The sequence below is a fragment of the Noviherbaspirillum soli genome (assembly GCF_015352955.1).
Lineage (GTDB): Bacteria > Pseudomonadota > Gammaproteobacteria > Burkholderiales > Burkholderiaceae_D > Noviherbaspirillum_A > Noviherbaspirillum_A soli.
Window position 1 is genome coordinate 1 of the sequence record NZ_JACYOX010000036.1, and the last position, 14,861, is coordinate 14,861.

General features: G+C 64.4%; 13 protein-coding genes and 1 riboswitch. Of the genes, 2 read left to right on the forward strand and 11 right to left on the reverse strand.

What is annotated here, in order from left to right:
* Nucleotides 1–133: 133 nt before the first annotated feature.
* A riboswitch (TPP riboswitch) is annotated at nt 134–239 on the reverse strand.
* A 28-nt stretch (nt 240–267) separates the two neighbouring features.
* Nucleotides 268–2,019 (reverse strand): putative bifunctional diguanylate cyclase/phosphodiesterase, encoded by a 1,752-nt coding sequence (locus tag IGW04_RS20530; RefSeq protein WP_194714968.1) that lies wholly within the window; start codon nt 2,017–2,019, stop codon nt 268–270.
* A gap of 179 nt (nt 2,020–2,198) precedes the next feature.
* On the opposite strand from IGW04_RS20530, the gene IGW04_RS20535 reads away from it, so the two are divergent.
* On the forward strand, nt 2,199–4,994 hold the full coding sequence (locus IGW04_RS20535; RefSeq protein WP_194714969.1) for a valine--tRNA ligase: 2,796 nt from the start codon (nt 2,199–2,201) through the stop codon (nt 4,992–4,994).
* 85 nt (nt 4,995–5,079) lie between these two features.
* On the opposite strand, the gene IGW04_RS20540 is transcribed toward IGW04_RS20535, so the two are convergent.
* The 3 genes from IGW04_RS20540 to ruvA all read right to left on the reverse strand — a co-directional run bounded on the left by IGW04_RS20540 (nt 5,080) and on the right by ruvA (nt 7,747).
* Nucleotides 5,080–5,922: a 2-keto-4-pentenoate hydratase gene (locus IGW04_RS20540; RefSeq protein WP_194715022.1), complete on the reverse strand. Its 843-nt coding sequence runs from the start codon at nt 5,920–5,922 to the stop codon at nt 5,080–5,082.
* A 138-nt stretch (nt 5,923–6,060) separates the two neighbouring features.
* Entirely contained in the window at nt 6,061–7,128 is a 1,068-nt protein-coding gene (gene ruvB / locus IGW04_RS20545; RefSeq protein ID WP_194714970.1) for a Holliday junction branch migration DNA helicase RuvB, read from the reverse strand.
* Nucleotides 7,129–7,171: 43 nt separating this feature from the next.
* The gene (gene ruvA / locus IGW04_RS20550) at nt 7,172–7,747 is read right to left on the reverse strand and encodes a Holliday junction branch migration protein RuvA (protein ID WP_194714971.1); all 576 of its coding nucleotides are present in this window, start codon (nt 7,745–7,747) and stop codon (nt 7,172–7,174) included.
* Between the two features lie 54 nt (nt 7,748–7,801).
* On the opposite strand from ruvA, the gene IGW04_RS20555 reads away from it, so the two are divergent.
* Nucleotides 7,802–8,278 carry a hypothetical protein gene (locus IGW04_RS20555; RefSeq protein WP_194714972.1) on the forward strand — a complete coding sequence of 159 codons (477 nt, stop codon included), beginning with the start codon at nt 7,802–7,804 and terminating at the stop codon, nt 8,276–8,278.
* A gap of 517 nt (nt 8,279–8,795) precedes the next feature.
* On the opposite strand, the gene ruvC is transcribed toward IGW04_RS20555, so the two are convergent.
* The 7 genes from ruvC to tyrS form a co-directional block, all read right to left on the reverse strand.
* Complete coding sequence (gene ruvC, locus IGW04_RS20560; protein WP_194714973.1) at nt 8,796–9,338, reverse strand: crossover junction endodeoxyribonuclease RuvC; 543 nt, start codon at nt 9,336–9,338, stop codon at nt 8,796–8,798.
* Nucleotides 9,339–9,357: 19 nt separating this feature from the next.
* Nucleotides 9,358–10,923, reverse strand: coding sequence for a bifunctional phosphoribosylaminoimidazolecarboxamide formyltransferase/IMP cyclohydrolase (gene purH / locus IGW04_RS20565; RefSeq protein ID WP_194714974.1), 1,566 nt, complete (start codon nt 10,921–10,923; stop codon nt 9,358–9,360).
* Nucleotides 10,924–11,060: 137 nt separating this feature from the next.
* Complete coding sequence (locus IGW04_RS20570; RefSeq protein WP_194714975.1) at nt 11,061–11,294, reverse strand: Fis family transcriptional regulator; 234 nt, start codon at nt 11,292–11,294, stop codon at nt 11,061–11,063.
* 30 nt (nt 11,295–11,324) lie between these two features.
* On the reverse strand, nt 11,325–12,341 hold the full coding sequence (gene dusB / locus IGW04_RS20575; RefSeq protein ID WP_194714976.1) for a tRNA dihydrouridine synthase DusB: 1,017 nt from the start codon (nt 12,339–12,341) through the stop codon (nt 11,325–11,327).
* A gap of 106 nt (nt 12,342–12,447) precedes the next feature.
* Entirely contained in the window at nt 12,448–13,089 is a 642-nt protein-coding gene (locus IGW04_RS20580) for a histidine phosphatase family protein (protein WP_194714977.1), read from the reverse strand.
* An 11-nt stretch (nt 13,090–13,100) separates the two neighbouring features.
* Complete coding sequence (gene dtd / locus IGW04_RS20585; protein ID WP_194714978.1) at nt 13,101–13,565, reverse strand: D-aminoacyl-tRNA deacylase; 465 nt, start codon at nt 13,563–13,565, stop codon at nt 13,101–13,103.
* A complete protein-coding gene (gene tyrS / locus IGW04_RS20590) occupies nt 13,562–14,824 on the reverse strand; it encodes a tyrosine--tRNA ligase (protein ID WP_194714979.1) in 1,263 nt (420 codons plus the stop codon). Before tyrS ends, dtd begins: the two co-directional genes overlap by 4 nt.
* Between the last annotated feature and the right edge of the window lie 37 nt (nt 14,825–14,861).

Here is a 14,861-nt window from a genome sequence, read left to right on the forward strand (position 1 = left end):
CCTTCGACATAGACCTTGCGGGAATTGGGCAGCGGCTGGACTGCGGCTTCGTCCACCTGGGCGGTGGCGGCGAGAAAGTGCGGATTGGCGTTCATGGCTTCCTTCGGGCAGAGAAGCGAAGGAAGCCCGGGTGCGGTGCGGCCGGCTGCTTCCCTTCGCTGGCATTATCCAGATCAGGTTGGAGGGTATTTCTCACCCGCTCGCAGCATTTCCCGCAAACAGGACCCCTAGCATTTTTTTCCCGCCGGTTCCCTGGCGGTCGGGCGATTATAGCCCTATCAATTGCGGCTGTGCAGAGATTTCGGCGTGGTTTATTTCGGGCTCGGCCTGCCCTGGCTGCAGCAGGGTTTCGAACTTTTCCGGCGGCAAGGGATGGGAAAACAGATAGCCCTGGCCGTACTGGCAACCGGCGGCGCGCAGCAGCGCCTCCTGCTCCTCGGTCTCGATGCCTTCGGCAATGACCTGGATACCCAGCCGGCGCGCCATCAGGATGATGGTTTCTGCGATCGCCCGGTCGTCCTCGTTCGCTGCCATGTCGCGGATGAAGGAACGGTCGATCTTCAGGTAATCGATGGCGAATTTCTTCAGGTAGGCCATCGAGGAATAGCCGGTGCCGAAGTCGTCGATCGCGATCTGCATGCCGGCATCGCGATAATTCTGCAACTGGCGGTCGACGTCGCCCGCGGCATTGAGCAGCACGCCTTCGGTGATTTCCACCACGATGGCCTGGCCGGGCAAGCCCAGGCTGCGCAGATGGTCGGTCCAGGACAGCGACTTGGGCGCGAGAAACTGCAGCGGCGACTTGTTGACGCTGACCTGGAAGGTCTTTCCGGTCAGCACGCTCCAGCGGCTGGCCCAGCGCGCCGCCTCGCAGAAAACCCAGTCGCCGATCTCGGCGATCAGGCCCGTTTCCTCCGCGACCGGGATGAATGCGCCTGGCCCGACCATGCCGCGTTCCGGATGCTGCCAGCGCACCAGCGCTTCCGCCTTGAGCACGCTGCCATCGGCCAGATCGACCACCGGCTGGAAATGCAGCCGCAGCTGCTTTTTCTCGATGGCCACGCGCAGATCCTGCACCAGGCGCATGCGTTCCACGCTCTGCTGCTGCATGGCGGCGGTGAAATAGCAATGGCGGTTGCGCCCCGCCCCCTTGGCTGCATACATCGCCTGGTCGGCGTAGCGGATCAGCTGTTCCGCGCTGTCCACGTCCTGCGGGTAGAAGGCCACGCCGATGCTGGCCGAGACGAAGGCGGTTTCGTTCTGAAGCGAAAACGGCATCGCCAGCGCCTGCAGCATGTCCTGGACCACGCGCTCGATGTCGCCGACATGGCTGAAGCCGGGCAGGATGGCGACGAATTCATCGCCGCTCAGGCGCGCCACGATATCGGTGGCGCGCAACTGGGAAGCAACCCGGCGCGAGGCTTCCACCAGCAGCAGGTCGCCGGTGTTATGGCCGAACACATCGTTGACCTGCTTGAAATCGTCCAGGTCGATGAACAGCGCCGCCACCGCCAGGCCGCTGCGTTCGGCCTTGCGCATTTCGTGGCCCAGCCGCTCCAGCAGCAGGCGCCGGTTGGGCAGGCCGGTCAGGCTGTCGAAATTGGCCTGGCGCCAGATGGTTTCCTCGGTGCGCTTCTTTTCGGTGATGTCGGAAAACTGCGCCAGGTAGCGGTGCACGCTGCCATCCGCCGCCGTGATGGTGTTGATGGTCAGCCACTCGGGATACTCCTCGCCGTTCTTGCGCCGGTTCCAGACCTCGCCGCACCATGTGCCCTTGGCACGCAGGCTGTCCCACATCTGGCGATAGAACAGCGCGTCATGCCGGCCCGAGCTCATGCACTGCGGATTCCTGCCGGCCACTTCCTCAAAACCATATCCCGTGATGCGGGTGAATGCCGGGTTGATGGACAGGATATGGTTGTCGGCATCGGTCACCATCATCGCTTCGCTGCTGTGCTCGTAGACCAGCGCGGCAATGCGCAGGGCGTCGGCCGCCTCTTTTTGTTCCCGGATATTCATGACGTCGTTCAGGCAGATCAGGATGGTTTTTCAAGGACTGAATGATGGTCCGGCAGTGCCGCAATTTTATTGATTCAAGTCAATAATTTCTTATGGGAAATCAAGCGGCAACACCGGCGCGACGTTCCCTGTCCTGCCGTCCCTTATAATCACCGGTTTCGCCTACACCCAGCCAAATCATGGAATTAGCCAAGTCCTTCGAGCCCGCCGACATAGAAAAACACTGGCGCACCGAGTGGGAAAGCCGCGGTTACTACACCGCCACCACCGACAGCAGCCGGCCCGCCTTCAGCATCCAGCTGCCGCCACCCAACGTGACCGGCACGCTGCACATGGGACATGGCTTCAACCAGACCATCATGGATGGCCTGACGCGCTATTACCGCATGCGCAACTACAACACCGCCTGGATCCCCGGCACCGACCACGCAGGCATCGCCACCCAGATCGTGGTGGAGCGCCAGCTCGATGCCCAAAAGGTCTCGCGCCATGACCTCGGCCGCGCAGCCTTCCTGGAAAAGGTCTGGGAGTGGAAGGAAAAATCAGGCTCCACCATCACCGGCCAGATGCGCCGCCTCGGCGCCTCCACCGACTGGAGCCGCGAATACTTCACGATGGACGACAAGATGTCCAAGGCGGTCACCGAAGTCTTCGTGCGGCTGTCCGAACAGGGCCTGATCTACCGCGGCAAGCGGCTGGTGAACTGGGACCCGGTGCTGGGCACCGCGGTGTCCGACCTGGAAGTGGTGTCGGAAGAGGAAGACGGCAGCATGTGGCACATCCGCTATCCATTCGCCGACGGCAGCGGCCACATCACGGTGGCCACCACCCGGCCGGAAACCATGCTGGGCGACGTCGCGGTGGCGGTCGATCCGACCGACGAGCGCTATGCCCACCTGGTCGGCAAGATGCTGACGCTGCCGCTGACCGGCCGCGAGATACCGCTGATCGCGGATGAATACGTGGACAAGGAATTCGGCACCGGCTGCGTGAAGATCACGCCGGCACATGACTTCAACGACTATGCGGTCGGCCAGCGCCATGACCTGGCGCCGATCTCCATCATGACGCTGGACGCGAAGATCAACGACAACGGCGCCGCGCCCTACCGTGGCCTGGACCGTTTCGCCGCCCGCAAGCAGATCGTGGCCGACCTGGAAGCGCAGGGCCTGCTGGAATCGGTCAAGCCGCACAAGCTGATGGTGCCGCGCGGCGACCGTACCGGCGTGGTGATCGAGCCGATGCTGACCGACCAGTGGTTCGTCGCGATGAGCAAGCCGGCGCCGGAGGGCACCTATTTCCCCGGCAAGTCCATCGCCGAGGTGGCGCTGGAAAAGGTGGCCAGCGGCGAAGTGCGCTTCATCCCGGAAAACTGGACCACCACCTACAACCAGTGGCTCAACAACATCCAGGACTGGTGCATTTCCCGCCAGCTCTGGTGGGGCCACCAGATCCCGGCCTGGTATGACGACGAAGGCAATGTCTATGTCGCCCGCAGCGAGGAGGAAGCGCGCCAGAAGGCCGGCGGCAAGGCCTTGAAGCGCGACGAAGACGTGCTCGACACCTGGTTCTCGTCGGCGCTGGTGCCCTTCTCTTCGCTCGGCTGGCCGGAAAAGACGCCGGAATACGACCTGTTCCTGCCGTCCTCGGTGCTGGTGACCGGCTTTGACATCATCTTCTTCTGGGTTGCCCGGATGGTGATGATGACCACCCACTTCACCGGCCGCGTGCCGTTCCGCGACGTGTACGTGCACGGCCTGGTGCGCGACGCCGCCGGCCAGAAGATGTCCAAGTCCAAGGGCAACACGCTGGACCCGATCGACCTGATCGACGGCATCGCGCTGGAAGACCTGGTGGCCAAGCGCACCATCGGCCTGATGAACCCGAAGCAGGCCGACAGCATTGCCAAGGCGACCCGCAAGGAATTCCCGAACGGCATCCCGGCCTACGGCACCGATGCGCTGCGCTTCACCATGGCCAGCTATGCCTCGCTGGGCCGCAACATCAACTTCGACCTTGGCCGCTGCGAGGGTTACCGCAACTTCTGCAACAAGCTGTGGAATGCGACCCGCTTCGTGCTGATGAATACCGAGGGCCGCGATTGCGGCATCGACGCCGACGAAAGCGCGCTCGACTATTCCGCGGCCGACCGCTGGATCGTCTCGCTGCTGCAGCGCGCCCAGGCCGAGGTGGAAAAAGGCTACGCCGACTACCGCTTCGACAACATCGCCTCGGCCATCTACAAGTTCATCTGGGACGAGTACTGCGACTGGTACCTGGAAGTGGCCAAGGTGCAGGTGCAGGCCGGCACCGAAAACCAGCAGCGCGCCACCCGCCGCACCCTGCTGACCGTGCTGGAAGCGGTGCTGCGCCTGGCGCATCCGGTGATCCCGTTCATCACCGAGGAACTGTGGCAGACGGTGGCCCCGCTGGCCGGGCGCAAGCTGGCCGCCGGCGGCGAATCCATCATGCTTCAGCCCTACCCGGTCGCCGAAGCCGGCAAGATCGATGAGCAGGCCGAACAGTGGATGGCGCAGTTGAAGGCCATGACCGATGCCTGCCGCAACCTGCGCGGCGAGATGCAGTTGTCGCCGGCGCAGAAGGTGCCGCTGCTGCTGGAAGGCGAGCAGGCGCTGCTGCAGTCGTTCGCGCCCTACCTGCAGGCGCTGGCCAAGCTGTCGGAAGTGCAGGTGCTGGCAACGCTGCCGGACTCGCCGGCGCCGGTCTCGGTGGTGGGCAATGCCAAGCTGATGCTGAAGGTGGAGATCGATGTCGCCGCCGAGCGCGAGCGCCTGGCCAAGGAAATCACCCGCCTGGAAGGCGAGATTGCCAAGGCCGGCGCCAAGCTGTCCAACGAGAGCTTCGTCGCCCGCGCGCCGGCCCAGGTGGTGGCGCAGGAAAAGGAAAGGCTGGCCAGTTTCTCCGGCACGCTGGACAAGCTGCGCGAGCAATTGGGCAAGCTGGCGAAAGCCTGAGTTGGGCTGCGGCGCCCGATTCCGGCAACCCCGGTTTCGGGCACGGCACGCAACACAATGAACGCCGGTCTTCCGGCGTTTTTCTTTACACGAAGGAAATATTCAGGCCGGGCAGGATGATGCCGGAAAATGCGCTGATCCAGGTCTGCCCGGCTTCGATGGGATAGGCCTCGGTCCAGGTGCCGGTGGTGATGATCTCGCCGGCGGCCAGCGGCGGAAACTGCGGCTGCGCCTGCAGCATGGCATGCAGGTGCCACAGCGCCTGCACCGGGCTGCCCATCACGTCGCTGCCGAAGCCGGCGCCGCGCAGGCTCATCACGCCATCCCTGCCCCAGGACATCGAAATGCTGGCCATGCCCAGCACCTCGCCCAGGTTGCGGCGGGTTTCGACCGACACGCCCTTGGGCTCGCCGACGATCAGGGCGCCATGCAGGCCGAATGCCGCCACCGCGTCGGCCGGCTCGAATGTCCAGCCGGGATAGGGACAGGTGACGATCTCGAAGCCATGCGCCATCCATTCGATGCAGTCGGCCAGCTGCCTCGGGCTGGCATCGGGCGCGGGCGCGGCGCCCAGCTTGAACACCACTTCCGGCTCCAGCCGCGGCTGCTGGGCGCCGGCCAGGCTCTGGATGCCGTGATTGTCCGGCGCATAGCGCACGGTGCTGTCGAACAGGGGCGCCCAGATCGGTTCCTTGATGGTCTCCGTTTCGGACAGGCGCGGCCAGGCGGCGCGGTTGGTGAAGCCGATCTTGCGCCCGACCATGGTTTCCCCCTGCGCGATCCGGATATCCATGATGTTCTTGGCGACTTCATAGCCATCCGCCAGCGACAGCGGGCCTTGCGACGACAGGCAGGGAATCAGTTCGGAATCGGCACGGGCTGCGAGCAGGCGATGTGCATGGCGGGCAGCTTGGGCGGACAAAAGCATAGGGAACTCGCGGCAGGAAGGATGGGCGATCCAGGAAGACATCGCATTTTCAGCGACGGACAATCTTTGCACAAGCCTTCCCGCCGCCAATTGCGTCCACGCAAGCCGCCCCGGCACCGCTGCCTGCGAAAGGCGGTATCAGCCCAGGCTGGCTGAGTCCCACAAATCGCCGTTCGGACTGGTGCGCGGCGCGGTGATGCCAAAGTGGCTATAGGCCGCCGGCGTGGCGATGCGGCCGCGCGGCGTGCGCTGCAAAAAGCCCTGCTGGATCAGGTAAGGCTCCAGCACATCCTCGATGGTGTCGCGCTCCTCGCCGATGGCGGCAGCGAGGTTGTCGAGGCCGACCGGTCCGCCGCCGAACTTGAACAGCACCGCCTCCAGCAGCTTGCGGTCCATCAGGTCGAAGCCGACCGGGTCGACATCCAGCATCACCAGCGCCGCATCGGCAATGGCCTTGGTAATGGCGCCATTGCCCTTGACCTCGGCATAGTCGCGCACCCGGCGCAGCAGCCGGTTGGCGATACGCGGCGTGCCGCGGCTGCGGCGCGCGATTTCCAGCGCGCCTTCATCGTCGATCGGCGCATTGAGCAGCGCCGAGCTGCGGCTGACGATGCGCGCCAGCTGGGCCGGCGAATAGAATTCCAGCCGGCCGACGATGCCGAAACGGTCGCGCAGCGGATTGGTCAGCATGCCGGCGCGGGTGGTGGCGCCGACCAGCGTGAAGGGCTGCAGGTCCAGCCGCACCGAGCGCGCGGCCGGGCCTTCGCCGATCATGATGTCGATCTGGTAATCCTCCAGCGCCGGATACAGGATTTCCTCGACCACCGGCGACAGCCGATGGATCTCGTCGATGAACAGCACGTCGTTGGCTTCGAGGTTGGTCAGCAGCGCCGCCAGGTCGCCGGCGCGTTCCAGCACCGGGCCGGAAGTCTGGCGCAGGTTCACGCCCATTTCCCGCGCGATGATATGCGCCAGCGTGGTCTTGCCCAGGCCCGGCGGGCCGAACAGCAGCGTGTGGTCGAGCGCTTCCTTGCGGTTGCGGGCGGCGGCGATGAAGATTTCGAGCTGGCCGCGCACCTTTTCCTGGCCGACGTACTCGTCGAGCTGCTTGGGCCGCAGCGCCCGTTCGATCGCCTCCTCGTTCGGCGAGGCCGGCGTGGCGGCGATGATGCGTTGTTCCGAGAAATTGTCTGTCTGAATACTCATGGCTTGGGTCCTGCGCTTGTCTGTTTACAGTGCGCTGAAATCCTTACCCCTTGGACAGGGCTTTCAGCGCCAGCTTGATGCCTTCCGACACCCCGGTGCCGGCCGGCACCTGTTTCATCGCCAGCGTGGCTTCCTTGTCGGAATAGCCCAGCGCCAGCAGTGCATTGAGGATATCGGACCCGGCGTCGCCGTGCTGCGCGCCGCCCGCGCCGATATCGGCGCCCAGCTTGCCCTTCAGTTCGAGCAGCAGGCGCTCGGCGGTTTTCTTGCCGATGCCGGGGATCTTGGTCAGCCGTCCCGATTCCTGCAGCGTCACCGCGCTGGACAATTCGGCGACCGACATGCCGGACAGGATGGACAGCGCGGTGCGGGCGCCGACGCCGGAGATCTTGATCAACTGGCGGAACAGTTCGCGTTCCTCGGCATTGCCGAAGCCGTACAATAAATGCGCATCCTCGCGCACCGCCAGATGGGTCAGCAGCACCACCTTTTCCCCCAGCCCCGGCAGGTTATAGAAGGTGCTCATCGGGACGCTGACTTCGTAGCCGACACCGCTGCAATCGATCAACAGCTGAGGTGGATTTTTTTCAAGCAAAGTTCCGGAAAGTCGGCCTATCATCTGGTTAAGCTTTCATATAAGTGTTGGAATCATACAGGACTACAGGACACCACCATGGTTGACGCCGGAGACGACCTTATTGTGATCCCACCGCGCCCATCGGCGCTGCAGAAACTGCTGCAGATGCTGGCCTTGCTGGTTGGCATCGTGTGGGCATTGCCGCTGACGCTGCTCGGCCTGCTGCTGGCATTGCCGGTCATCGCCTGCCGCGGCGAAATGCGGCTGGTGCGCTCCGCGCGCGCGCCGGCGCTGCTGTTCAGCGGCCGGGCGGCGGACTACATGCTGGAGCGGCATCCTTTCGGTGCGATGTGCGCAATGGCGATCGGCCATGTGGTGATTGCCGAGCGCAGCAGCCTGACCCGCCGCATCCTGACCCATGAACTGGCGCATGTGCGCCAGGCCGCCTGCTGGGGCATCCTGTTTCCCTTCGTTTACCTGGGTGCCAGTGCCTGGGCGCTGCTGCGCGGCCAGGATGCCTACTGGAACAATGTGTTTGAAATCGCCGCCCGCAAGGCGGAGCGGCATGCCTGAGGCGGTTGCCCGGCAGCCTGGCGCAATGCCCTTCGGGTGTTGCATCCTACAAAAGCGGCCTCTGCCTCTCGCGGCAATCCGTGGGGCGTAATGCCCCGAAGGGGCATTACGCGGAGGTCGCTCACGTAAATCGTCCAACAACACGATCCCGGTCTGCGACGATGGTGCAATGCCCTTCGGGTATTGCACCCTACAAAAGCGGCGTTTGCCTCGCGGGGCAATCCGTAGGGCGTAATACCCCGAAGGGGCATTACGCGGAGGTCGCTCACGTAAATCGTCCAACAACACGATCCCGGTCTGCGACGATGGTGCAATGCCCTTCGGGTATTGCACCCTACAAAAGCGGCGTTTGCCTCGCGGGGCAATCCGTAGCGCGTAATACCCCGAAGGGGCATTACGCGCAGGTCGTTCACGTAAATCGCCAAACAACACGATCCTGGTCTGCGACGATGGTGCAATGCCCTTCGGGGATTGCACCCTACGAATCCTTAACTGCTTGGACTGAATTCGTCAGGAATCAACCGACCAGCCGCCCGCCCCGCACCCGCAGGCCGCGACGCGACAGGCCCGGCGCCAGGCCGTTGAGCATGGCCAGGGTCTCGCCGCTGTGGGCATGGCAGATTGCCACGCCCAGCGCATCGGCGGCGTCGGTGCCGGGCAGGCCAGGCAGCAGCAGCAGGCGCTGCACCATGTCCTGCATCTGTTGCTTGGCCGCCTTGCCGTGACCAACCACCGCCTGCTTGACCTGCAGCGCCGTGTATTCCGACACCAGCAATTCGTTATGCACCAGCGCGCAGATCGCCGCGCCGCGCGCCTGGCCCAAGAGCAGCGTGGACTGCGGATTGACGTTGACGAATACCTTCTCGATCGCGGCGCAGTCCGGCTGGTAGGTGCGCACCACTTCCGACACGCCCGCCAGGATGGTTTTCAGTCGGGACGGCAGGTCGGCATCGACGGTACGGATGGTGCCGGACGCGATATAGGCGAGCTTGTTGCCTTCCTTGTGGATGACGCCAAAACCGGTCACCCGCAGGCCGGGATCGATGCCGAGTATGCGCATGAACGCCCGCCCTGCCGGATCAGTGGCGGAAATGGCGGGTGCCGGTCAGCACCATCACCACGTCCTGCTCGTCGGCCGCGGCGATCACTTCCTGGTCGCGCATCGAGCCGCCCGGCTGGATCACCGCGGTCGCGCCAGCGGCCACCACCACGTCAAGGCCGTCGCGGAACGGGAAGAAGGCGTCCGAGGCCACCGCCGAGCCGGACAGCGACAGGCCGGCATTCTGCGCCTTGATCGAGGCGATGCGGGCCGAGTCGACCCGGCTCATCTGGCCGGCGCCGACGCCCAGCGTCATGCCATTGCCGCAGAAGACGATGGCGTTGGACTTGACGAACTTGGCCACGCGCCAGGCGAACATCAGGTCCTGCATCTGCTGCGGCGTCGGCTGGCGCTTGCTGACCACCTTCAGCTCGGCTACCTGCACGTTCTTCGCATCCGGCGACTGCACCAGAAGGCCGCCGCCGACGCGCTTGAAGTCATGGGCATTGATGCCGTTGCCCAGCGGAATTTCCAGCAGCCGCACATTCTGCTTGGCGGCGAACACCTTGCGCGCTTCCTCGGTGAACGAGGGCGCGATCAGCACTTCGACGAACTGCTTGGCGACCGCTTCGGCCGCCGCGCCGTCGAGTTCCTGGTTGAAGGCGATGATGCCGCCGAAAGCCGAGGTCGGGTCGGTCTGCAGCGCCTTGCTGTAGGCCTCCAGCGGATGGGCGCCGACCGCCACGCCGCAGGGATTGGCATGCTTGATGATCACGCAGGCGCTGCCTTCGAAGGTCTTCACGCATTCCCAGGCGGCGTCGGCGTCGGCGATGTTGTTGTAGGACAGCTCCTTGCCCTGCAGCTGGCGGTAGTTGGCCAGCGCGCCGGCCGGCACCGACAGGTCGCGGTAGAAGGCGGCCGACTGGTGCGGATTCTCGCCGTAGCGCATCTCCTGCACCTTCTCGAAATGCAGGTTCAGCGTCTCCGGATAGGCGCTGCGGCTGGCGTGGGCCAGGTCGTCGCCCAGGGAGGTGAAGTAGTTCGTGATCGCGCTGTCGTACTGCGCGGTATGGGCGAACACCTTCTTGGCCAGCGCGAAGCGGGTGGCGTAGCCGACCTCGCCGGAGCCGGACTGCAGCTGGGCCAGCACCGGCGCATAGTCGGACGGGTCGCACAGCACGATCACGTCCTTGTGGTTCTTGGCCGAGGAACGCAGCATCGCCGGGCCGCCGATGTCGATATTCTCGATTGCGTCCTCCAGCGAGCATTCCTCGCGCGACACCGTCTGCACGAAGGGATAGAGGTTGACCACCACCATGTCGATGGTCGGGATGCCATGCTGCTCCAGCGCCGCCGCGTGCTCCGGGAAGTCGCGCCGCGCCAGGATGCCGCCGTGCACTTTCGGATGCAGGGTCTTGACCCGGCCATCCAGCATTTCCGGGAAGCCGGTGTAATCAGCCACTTCGGTCACTGCCACGCCGTTGTCGGCCAGCAGCCTGGCGGTGCCGCCGGTGGACAGGATGTTGACACCCATGGCCGACAGCGCCCGGGCAAAGTCGAGCACGCCGGTCTTGTCGGAAACGGAGATGAGGGCTTGTTTGATCATGATGGAGATAGCCAAAGTGATTGATGTGGTGAAAGCCGCAACGGTGTGCCATGGCGGACATGCCGCCTTTCACGGCACGGCCCTCAGCGCATCCGACTCAGTGGGTTCGGTGAACTCGGTGGTCAGACCGGCAGGCGTCAGATCAGGCCGTGCTGCTGCAGCTTCTTGCGCAGGGTATTGCGGTTGATGCCCAGCATTTCGGCCGCATGCGACTGGTTGCCCTCCGCGCGCGCCATGACTGCTTCCAGAATAGGTTTTTCAACGGTGAATACCACCATTTCATAGACATTCGAGGGCTGCTGCTCGCCCAGGTCCTTGAAATACTTTTCCAGACTCTTCTTGACGACGTCCTGGATGTTGTCTTTGCTCATATTCAATAGTTGAGTGTTTTTATTATGGATTCAGGCTGCGAGCTTCTCGTCCGCCAGGCCATACCGCAACCGCTCGCCATAGGCGTGCTGGGCCCGGAAAAAGTCCCTGACAGCCGCGAGTTGCGCGTCGCAGTCCTCCAACAGATTCATTGCCCGGCGAAATGCCTCGCCGCCGGGCAGCGACCTTACGTACCAGCCTATGTGCTTGCGCGCGGTGCGCACGCCCAGGTAGGCGCCATAGAACCCATAGTGGGCAAGCAGGTGCTCTTCCATCAGCGTCGCGACCTCGTCCACCAGCGGCGCCGGAAGATGGCTTCCGGTGCGCAGGAAGTGATCGATTTCGCGGAAGATCCAGGGCCGGCCCTGGGCGGCGCGGCCGACCATCACCGCGTCGGCCCCGGTGGCCTGCAGCACCGCCCTGGCCTTTTCCGGCGAGGTGATGTCGCCATTGGCCACGACCGGAATGCCGACGCTGGCCTTGACCGCGGCAATGGTGTCGTACTCGGCCTCGCCGGCATAACCGTCGGCCCGGGTGCGGCCATGCAGCGTCAGCATCGCGATGCCGCTGGCTTCGGCGATGGCGGCGATCTTCAGCGCATTCTTGTGCTGGCGGTCCCAGCCGGTGCGGAATTTCAGCGTCACCGGCACATCCACCGCGCCGGTCACCGCTTCAAGAATGGAAGCCACCAGCGCCTCGTCCTGCAGCAGGGCCGAGCCGCACCAGCTGTTGCAGACCTTCTTCACCGGGCAGCCCATGTTGATGTCGATGATCTGCGCGCCGCGCTCGACATTGAAGCGGGCGCAATTGGCCAGCATCTGCGGGTCGGCGCCGGCGATCTGCACGGCGCGCGGTTCCATCTCGCCATCGTGGTTGATGCGGCGGGACGTCTTTTCACTGGCCCACAGCCGCGGATCGGACGCCGCCATCTCGGACACCGCATAACCGGCGCCGAGCTGCTTGCAGAGTTGCCGGAACGGACGATCGGTCACGCCTGCCATCGGAGCGACAAATACGTTGTTGCGCAACTGATAAGGTCCGATGTGCACGAGGTGGCCAAAAAACGAAAAGCGCTATTTTAGCCTCAATCGCCCTCCGCTCCGGACCGTATACATACTTTCGATGCAATAAGGCAACTAAATTGCTGTAACTACCTTAGCTGCCCAGTTCATCCAGGGCAGCCGTCAGGTGCGCATTGTCGGACCAGCGCAACACCTGCAGGGTTTCGCCGTCCCAGCGCAGGTGATTGATTGCCGCATTGAGGACGTCGAAATTGCGCGGCGCGCTGATATCCATGCCATGCGCGGCCCGGTAGACGCAATCCAGCACGCCGCCATGGCTGAACAGCGCGATGCGCTGGCCCCGGTGCTCCTCGGCAATCCGGATCACCGCATCCACTGCCCTCTGCGCGAATTCGGCGAAGGTTTCGGCCCGCCGCTCGCCATCCGGATAGCGGGCATGCGGGTCGCGCGCGCGCCACTGGGCATGGGCCTCTGGAAAACGCGCTTCCAGTTCCTCGTACAGCAGGCCCTCGAAGGCGCCGAAGCAGCGTTCACGCAGCGCCGGATCGGTGGAGAGCGGCACGCCCTGCGCGGTCGCCACCGCCTGCGCCGTGCTGCGGGCGCGGCCGAGGTCGCTGCTGATGATGGCGTCGAACTTCTCGTCAGCCAGTGCCCGGGCCAGTGCGGCCGCCTGGCGTTCGCCTTCCGCATTGAGCGGAATGTCCAGGTGGCCCTGCAGTCGTTTCTCGGCATTCCAGGCGGTTTCGCCGTGGCGGATCAGGAAAATCTCGGTCATGCGCATCTCTTTCAGTTTGTGCGGGCGGTTTGCGGCGGCCTGACCTGCAGCCAGAATGTCACCGGCCCGTCATTGGTCAGGCTGACCTTCATGTCGGCGCCGAACACGCCGGTGGCCACCACCGGATGCCGCTGGCGCGCGGTTGCCACGAAATGGTCGAACAGGCGCCGGCCCTGCTCGGGGGGCGCAGCCGGCGTGAACGATGGCCGGGTGCCGGAACGGGTATCGGCCGCCAGGGTGAACTGCGGCACCAGCAGCAGGCCGCCGCCGACATCGGCCACGCTGCGGTTCATCTTGCCCGCCTCGTCGGAAAACACCCGATAGCCCAGCAGCTTGGCCAGCAGGGCGTCGGCTTCGCGTTCGCTGTCGTCACGCTCGGCGCAGACCAGCACCATCAGGCCGGCGTCGATCGCGCCCACCAGCGCGCCATCGACCACCACGCCGGCGCTGCTGACCCGCTGCAGCAGCGCGATCACGCCAGGGTCACCCTGGCAAACTTGCGCTTGCCGACCTGCAGCACGAAGCTGCCCGCCTCGACCTTCATCGCCTTGTCGGACAGCACCGCGCCGTCGATGCGCACGCCGCCCTGCTCCACCATGCGCAGCGCCTCCGAGGTGGACGCGCACAGGCCGGCCTGCTTGAGCAGCTGGCCGATGCCCAGCGGCGCGCCGGACACCGCGACTTCGGCGATGTCGTCGGGAATGCCGCCGCGGGCGCGGTTGTCGAAGTCCACCAGCGCCGCCTCGGCCGCCGCGCGGGAATGGAAGCGCTCGACGATTTCCTGCGCCAGCAGCACCTTGATGTCGCGCGGATTGCGGCCGCCGTCGACCTCGGCGCGGAATTGCGCAATCTCGGCCAGCGAACGGAAGGACAGCAGTTCCAGGTAGCGCCACATCATCGGGTCGGAAATGCTCATGATCTTGGCGAACATGGTGTTGGCCGGCTCGGTGATGGCGATGTAGTTGCCCTTGGACTTGGACATCTTCTCGACGCCGTCCGTGCCTTCCAGCAGCGGCATGGTCAGGATGCACTGCTGCTCCTGGCCATAGTGCTTCTGCAGCTCGCGGCCCACCAGCAGGTTGAATTTCTGGTCGGTGCCGCCCAGTTCGAGGTCGGCCTTCAGCGCCACCGAGTCGTAGCCCTGCATCAGCGGATACAGCAGCTCATGCACCGAGATCGGCGTGCCTTCCCGGAAGCGCTTGGTGAAATCCTCGCGCTCCAGGATGCGGGCGACGGTATAGCGCGACGACAGCTCGATCATGCCGCGCGCGCCGAGCTGGTCGCACCATTCGGAGTTGTAGCGGATCTCGGTCCGGGCCGGGTCCAGCACCAGGCTGGCCTGGGCGAAATAGGTTTTCGCGTTTTCCTCGATCTGCGCGCGCGTCAGCGGCGGGCGGGTGACGTTGCGGCCCGACGGGTCGCCGATCATCGATGTGAAATCGCCGATCAGGAAAATGACCGTGTGGCCCAGATCTTGCAATTGCCGCATCTTGTTGAGCACCACGGTATGGCCCAGGTGCAGGTCGGGCGCGGTGGGGTCCAGGCCCAGCTTGATGCGCAAGGGCTTGCCGTTTTTTTCAGATCGCAGCAACTTTTGCACCAGTTCAGACTCCACCAGCAGCTCATCGATACCGCGCTTGATGATGTCGAGTGCGTTTTGCACGCTTTCGGTGAGCGGCAATGACTCTGCGGCCGGCGGCGTAAGGCTTTGTTTCTCTTGAGAATGGTTGGTCATAACACTGATCAAAATGGCATTTTTGAGGGAAATCGAC

Excerpts from the sequence above, each read along its gene's own strand:
- purH (WP_194714974.1), bottom strand. The coding sequence starts at position 10,923 with ATGATCAAACAAGCCCTCATCTCCGTTTCCGACAAGACCGGCGTGCTC.
- IGW04_RS20530 (WP_194714968.1), bottom strand. The coding sequence starts at position 2,019 with ATGAATATCCGGGAACAAAAAGAGGCGGCCGACGCCCTGCGCATTGCC.
- IGW04_RS20535 (WP_194714969.1), top strand. The coding sequence starts at position 2,199 with ATGGAATTAGCCAAGTCCTTCGAGCCCGCCGACATAGAAAAACACTGG.
- ruvB (WP_194714970.1), bottom strand. The coding sequence starts at position 7,128 with ATGAGTATTCAGACAGACAATTTCTCGGAACAACGCATCATCGCCGCC.
- IGW04_RS20540 (WP_194715022.1), bottom strand. The coding sequence starts at position 5,922 with ATGCTTTTGTCCGCCCAAGCTGCCCGCCATGCACATCGCCTGCTCGCA.
- IGW04_RS20555 (WP_194714972.1), top strand. The coding sequence starts at position 7,802 with ATGGTTGACGCCGGAGACGACCTTATTGTGATCCCACCGCGCCCATCG.
- ruvA (WP_194714971.1), bottom strand. The coding sequence starts at position 7,747 with ATGATAGGCCGACTTTCCGGAACTTTGCTTGAAAAAAATCCACCTCAG.
- ruvC (WP_194714973.1), bottom strand. The coding sequence starts at position 9,338 with ATGCGCATACTCGGCATCGATCCCGGCCTGCGGGTGACCGGTTTTGGC.
- tyrS (WP_194714979.1), bottom strand. The coding sequence starts at position 14,824 with ATGACCAACCATTCTCAAGAGAAACAAAGCCTTACGCCGCCGGCCGCA.
- IGW04_RS20570 (WP_194714975.1), bottom strand. The coding sequence starts at position 11,294 with ATGAGCAAAGACAACATCCAGGACGTCGTCAAGAAGAGTCTGGAAAAG.
- IGW04_RS20580 (WP_194714977.1), bottom strand. The coding sequence starts at position 13,089 with ATGACCGAGATTTTCCTGATCCGCCACGGCGAAACCGCCTGGAATGCC.